This is a genomic window from Burkholderia sp. BC1, from assembly GCF_052683555.1.
Genome location: NZ_JBQYLP010000136.1, coordinates 1 through 5,048, shown reverse-complemented (window position 1 = coordinate 5,048; position 5,048 = coordinate 1). Strand labels below are relative to the sequence as shown.

General features: G+C 56.3%; 3 protein-coding genes and 2 pseudogenes. 3 read left to right on the top strand and 2 right to left on the bottom strand.

The genetic code is table 11. The features are described from left to right. Positions 1–412 precede the first annotated feature (412 nt). The 3 genes from ACSHSS_RS29625 to ACSHSS_RS29615 all read left to right on the top strand — a co-directional run bounded on the left by ACSHSS_RS29625 (position 413) and on the right by ACSHSS_RS29615 (position 4,037). The gene (locus ACSHSS_RS29625; protein ID WP_065494617.1) at positions 413–1,147 is read left to right on the top strand and encodes a hypothetical protein; all 735 of its coding nucleotides are present in this window, start codon (positions 413–415) and stop codon (positions 1,145–1,147) included. Positions 1,148–1,257: 110 nt separating this feature from the next. Then, on the top strand, positions 1,258–1,398 hold the full coding sequence (locus tag ACSHSS_RS29620) for a hypothetical protein (protein ID WP_175403817.1): 141 nt from the start codon (positions 1,258–1,260) through the stop codon (positions 1,396–1,398). Between the two features lie 53 nt (positions 1,399–1,451). Beyond that, entirely contained in the window at positions 1,452–4,037 is a 2,586-nt protein-coding gene (locus tag ACSHSS_RS29615; protein ID WP_445545920.1) for an AAA family ATPase, read from the top strand. A gap of 87 nt (positions 4,038–4,124) precedes the next feature. On the opposite strand, the pseudogene ACSHSS_RS29610 reads toward ACSHSS_RS29615, so the two are convergent. Both ACSHSS_RS29610 and ACSHSS_RS29605 read right to left on the bottom strand, forming a co-directional pair. Further along, positions 4,125–4,367: pseudogene (locus ACSHSS_RS29610) on the bottom strand (integrase core domain-containing protein); the annotation flags it as partial. 122 nt (positions 4,368–4,489) lie between these two features. Continuing rightward, a pseudogene (locus tag ACSHSS_RS29605) lies at positions 4,490–5,005 on the bottom strand (ATP-binding protein); the annotation flags it as partial. Positions 5,006–5,048: the final 43 nt, after the last annotated feature.

Sequence of the window (5,048 nt, the reverse complement as noted above, 5' to 3'; positions counted from 1 at the left end):
CTTACCGAGAAAGTAAACAGCCGCCTCAGGGGTTTTTGAACTGGCCTCTTACTTCGGGCAGAGGCCAGCATACTGCACTATCTGCGAACTCTTCAGGCGCGGCGCACGACTGAGCGTGCGACATTCGTCCAGCGCACCTATGAACACGCTCGGTCTGAAACGGTGAAGCGAGGGTGCATCGAGTGCTGGCGGCGCTGGAAGGACCGAGCTGCGTTCACTGCTCTCCGCGGTAGTTGGTCGAGCATGAGCCCCGAATGCCAGCGGCTAGTTTGGCTGGCAGCGGATTCGTTTGGCGATCAGGGCGATGGATTCAGGCGCCAGGTCGAACTCAATTTTAAACACGCCCTCAAATTGGGAATAGAACGGCAGGACAAGGCGACGTTTGCGTCGGTTTACGAAGGATGGTGCTCCGATGCCCAAGCTACTGCATGACCCCCGGACTGTGGCGCGAGATGTGCCCGGTTTGTTTGACGCCGTGTTCCCTCGGTTGACCACCGGGGTTGTTGCGTACCTGAACAAAAGGAAAAGCTCTGCCTCGGGGATGCAGCCGATCTCCGCCGAGTTGATCGAGCAAAGCAGCCTCGACCGAGCAATGTTGTTCGAACTCGGCGTTGCGGCGGGCGAAATGCTTTTAACGTCCGGAAACGCAAACTGGGAAGAGTGCAAGCGGGTGGCGCTGGCGAGGCAGCGCCGATACTTCGACGCTGAGCTACCCGACGAGATCACGGACGTAGACAAAGTTATCGCAGAGTTGGTTGGGCGGAACATTGCCACGAGCATCGGTCAGTTTGCGGCTGAGCGAGCGCAACCTGTCATCGTCGCCCCCGTTATACCTGGTCTTCGTTGGGTTTCCTCCGGCCGCGGTGACTTTTCGACTGGGTCTAGCCTTATTGAAGTCAAATGCTCTAACCGGAATTTTTCAGCCGCGGATTATCGACAGGTAGTACTGTATTGGTTGCTTGCATACGCTGCGGCAGTCGAGAATCGCGGGCAGGAGTGGTCGGAGGGTATTCTGCTTAATCCGCGCTTGGGTCACTATGTTTCGTTCAAATTCGACGAAATCTTGCATGTCATCGGAGCTGGACGAACAAAGGTCGAGGCTCTTCAGCTCTTTATGTCTATGGTTGGAGACGACCGCTTGCGCTAGGCCGGAGTTCGAGCATCGATCGTTGTTGCTCTTGTCAATCGAGGTCCGAGGACATACGCTTATTAGAAGTCGGCAGAACCAGCCGAATGAGAACATCCTAAGGGGCGACCATGGCAACGGGGAAAAAGGCTGCATCTGACGCGGCAAAGATTCTGCGCGATCCGAAGTCAAGCAAAAAGCAAAAGGAAGTGGCGGCTTCCGATCTTTCTCAGCGCAAAGGCGCGACAAAGACCAAGCCAAAAACAAAATAAGAGTCCGCGCAGTTCGGCATGGTATGCCGAAGGCGCAACCGCGTGGGGACAGGATGAGTAAAGACTCATTTGAAGAATGGTTGGCCGAGCGTCCGCGCTGGCTGCAAACGGCGGCTGCACGGTTGCTCGGCTCGCAACGACCGCCTGAGGACAAGGATATAAACGCCCTTGCCGATCTCTGTCTTGCCGAGGCGGCGAAAGATCAAGCCGCCGTATACGAGAACGTACCTACAGGCGCGTTTGCTGCTGCGATCGCGGCGCTGAATATCAGATTGTCCAAAATCGAGAAAGTGAATGGAGTCAACGCTATCCGGCAGGACGCTACGCTCGATTTCGACAACAAGGATTTCGCCATAGTCTATGGCCCGAACGGAGCTGGGAAGTCGGGTTTTGCGCGGCTGGTCAAAAACGCGTGTGGCGCGCGAACGCGAACAGACCTTCTTTCCAACGTCTTTCAAGCGAAGCCCATCGCGCCTTCCGCTGAATTCGTGGTTATGCACAATGGCACTCCTGAGGTCGTCGCGTGGACAGCGGCAACAGGACCTGCGGGCAAGCTCCGGCATATCCACGTTTTCGATTCAGCTGTCGCCGCGTCATACGTTAATGACAAGAATGTTGCGTCTTATGAACCGCGCCGCATGCGGTTCATCTCGGCGCTAATCGAAATATCAGAACGTGTGGTCGCTGAGTTAACGCGACGGAAGAACGAGTTACCAACAAAACTTCCCCACATACCCCCAGATCACACGGACACTAAAGCCGGACTATTCTGGGCGGCGATTAAACCCACGACAACGCGGGATGCCGTCGAAACTGCGTGTGTATGGACGGAAGCAGATGCGGAAGAACGACTCAAGATCGAGAATAGCCTGAAGCAGCAGGACATCTCTGGCCGCCTGAAGGAACTGGAGCGTCAGAAGAGACTCCTCGCACAACTCGAAAGCGAAGTTAAGAGCCTTCGTGATGCGCTGTCTGACGAAAAGGTCCTCGCAGTTATCAATGCCCGACGCGATGCTGCTGAGAAGCGGAAGGCTGCAACTGACGATGCAGAGCGGGTGTTTGCTAACGCGCCGCTCGATGGAGTCGGCAAACAAAGCTGGCGCCTGATGTGGGATCAGGCACGGCAGTATTCCGAAGAACAGGCTTACCCGAAGCGATCGTTCCCTGCGGTCGATGAAAGCGAGGATAGATGCGTCCTGTGTCAGCAACCACTCGATGAAGCTGCACGCAGTAGGCTTTCGGATTTTGAAGCCTATGTAAAAGGTGGGCTTGAAACTAGCGCGAAGACCGCCGAGAAACTGCGCGATACTTTGATCAAGGCTTTGCCCGTACTACCGTCGACCGAAAAATGGCGGTTGGATGTCGGTCTGCTGAAGATTGAGGCAACCGATGCCGATGGTTTGCTCGGAAGCATTCAAGCTCGCCGCGCGGCGGCCGAGACAGCCGCTGTCGAAGCCGACGTGCCCTCTATCAACTGGACGCAATTGGATGACGGAATGGCGACTCTCGCTGCATCGCTGGGGAAAGAGGGAGCGCTCCTGACCGAGTTGCAAAAAGACGGAAAAAAGGCCGAGCATGAAAAAGCATTGAAGGAGCTACGTGCGCGCGAATGGATGGCGCAGCAGAAAGTGGCTCTGGAAGCTGAAATTCAACGGAGAGGCGTAATCCGTAGTATTGAAGATGCCATTCGCTTGGCGGGCACGCATGCACTCACCCGTAAGAAAAACGACCTGGCGGACGAGGAGCTTGCGAAAGGCTATCAGGAGCGTTTCATAGCGGAAATATCGGCGCTTGGTGGAAAGCGTCTTCTCGTAAGTCCGGAGCCACTGCAAGAAGGTAAGGGCCGAATCTCGTTTACGCTTACGCTACGCGATACGAAACAGAACGCTGCGGCGCATGCCGTTCTGAGTGAGGGAGAAAGTCGGATCGTCGCGTTAGCAGCCTTCCTTGCTGACATCACGGGCTCGGGGCAACCAACGCCTTTCGTTTTTGACGACCCAATCTCGTCCCTTGACCAGGAGTTTGAAGAGCGCGTTGCTGATCGACTGGTTGAATTGTCGCGTATACGGCAGGTGATCGTTTTCACACATAGGCTTTCATTGCTGGCTCTTCTGGAAGATGCATTGGACAAGGCCAGCAAAAACGCAGCAGCCACAGGAGGTGCGTTCCCGTCACGGGCGTTCGTATCATTGCGGCGTCTGGGCTCACTGGTCGGTGTGGTAGATACGCTTGATGTGAGAAGGGAGCGTCCGGATAAAGGTTTCACGAAGCTGCGCGATCACCGGTTACCCGTTTTGCGGAAGCTCTTGGACGCGGGCGATGTGGGTTACGACAATGAGATGAAGGCAGTCTGCGGCGATTTTCGAATACTAGTCGAGCGGTCGGTCGAAAAGGTCATGCTGAACGGCTTAATCGAAAGATTTCGGCGCTCCGTTCAGACTCAACAGATTCGCTCGCTGGCAAAGATCACTCAAGACGATTGTGTGCTCGTCGATCAGATGATGACGAAGTATTCTAAGTTTGAACATTCTCAGTCCGATGAAGTCGACGCGAATCTGCCTGGCGTTGACGAACTGTCCGATGATCTCAATTTGATGATTGATTGGATTGGAGAATTTGATAAACGCGCGGTGGCTTAGGACGAGCGGAAATAGACGACTCGGCCTGTACCAGCAACGACACTATCAATTTGGCAATGTTGACCTGAGGCGGAATTTTGTGACCAATCAGGCAATGAGTCTCGCGTCGATATTATCGGAATCCAGCCAGGCTCGACGAACCGTGGCGGGAGGTTGATAGCGATGGGCGCTATGGGGTCGGTGTTCGTTGTAGAACTGCCGCCATCGTTCGATGAGCACCTTGGCCTCGGCGCGGCTGCGGAACCATTCGCGGTTAAGCAATTCGTCACGCAGCTTACCGTTGAAGCTTTCGACGAATCCGTTTTGCCACGGACTGCCGGGCGCGATGAAGGCCGGACCGATTGCAGCGTCTCGCAGCGAGCCTATCCGAACTTTTGTGTGTGAGTGTCAACCTCGGCCGTAATTTCCCCAGAAGTGTCGAAGTAAAATTCCCCACCCTGTTCGGACGGTGATCAACCGGCGACGTGATCGAATGGGTTCCTTCGGGGGCGGCCCGGGCGCCGGCGAGCCGGTTCAGCGGGCACGGGGTTCAGGGAAGACAGACGGTTGCGCAGATGGTCCGGCAGCAGATCGGCGTGTTCTCGCAGGCGGTACGATGTGCCTTCGATCTGCACGACGATCGCGTGGTGCAGCAGCCGGTCGAGCAACGCCGCGGCCACCACGCTGTCGCCGAACACATCACCCCATTCACCGAAGCTGCGGTTGGACGTCAGGATGATCGCGCAGCGCTCGTAGCAGGCGTTGACGAGCTGGAAGAACAGATTGCCGCCGTTGGAGCCGATGGGCAGGTAGCCGATCTCGTCGACGATGAGCAGGCTGTTACGGGCAAGGAAGCGCACGCGCTGCGCCAAGTTGCCTTCCCGTTCGGCCTTGGCCATCGAGTTCACGATCTCGGCCAGCGAGCCGAAGTAGACGCTCTTGCCCGCGCGTACGGCTTCCACGCCCAGCGCAATGGACAGGTGATCTCGTACCGACTGTCAACGCATGTTCGCGGCTTCGGAGCAGGGCTCT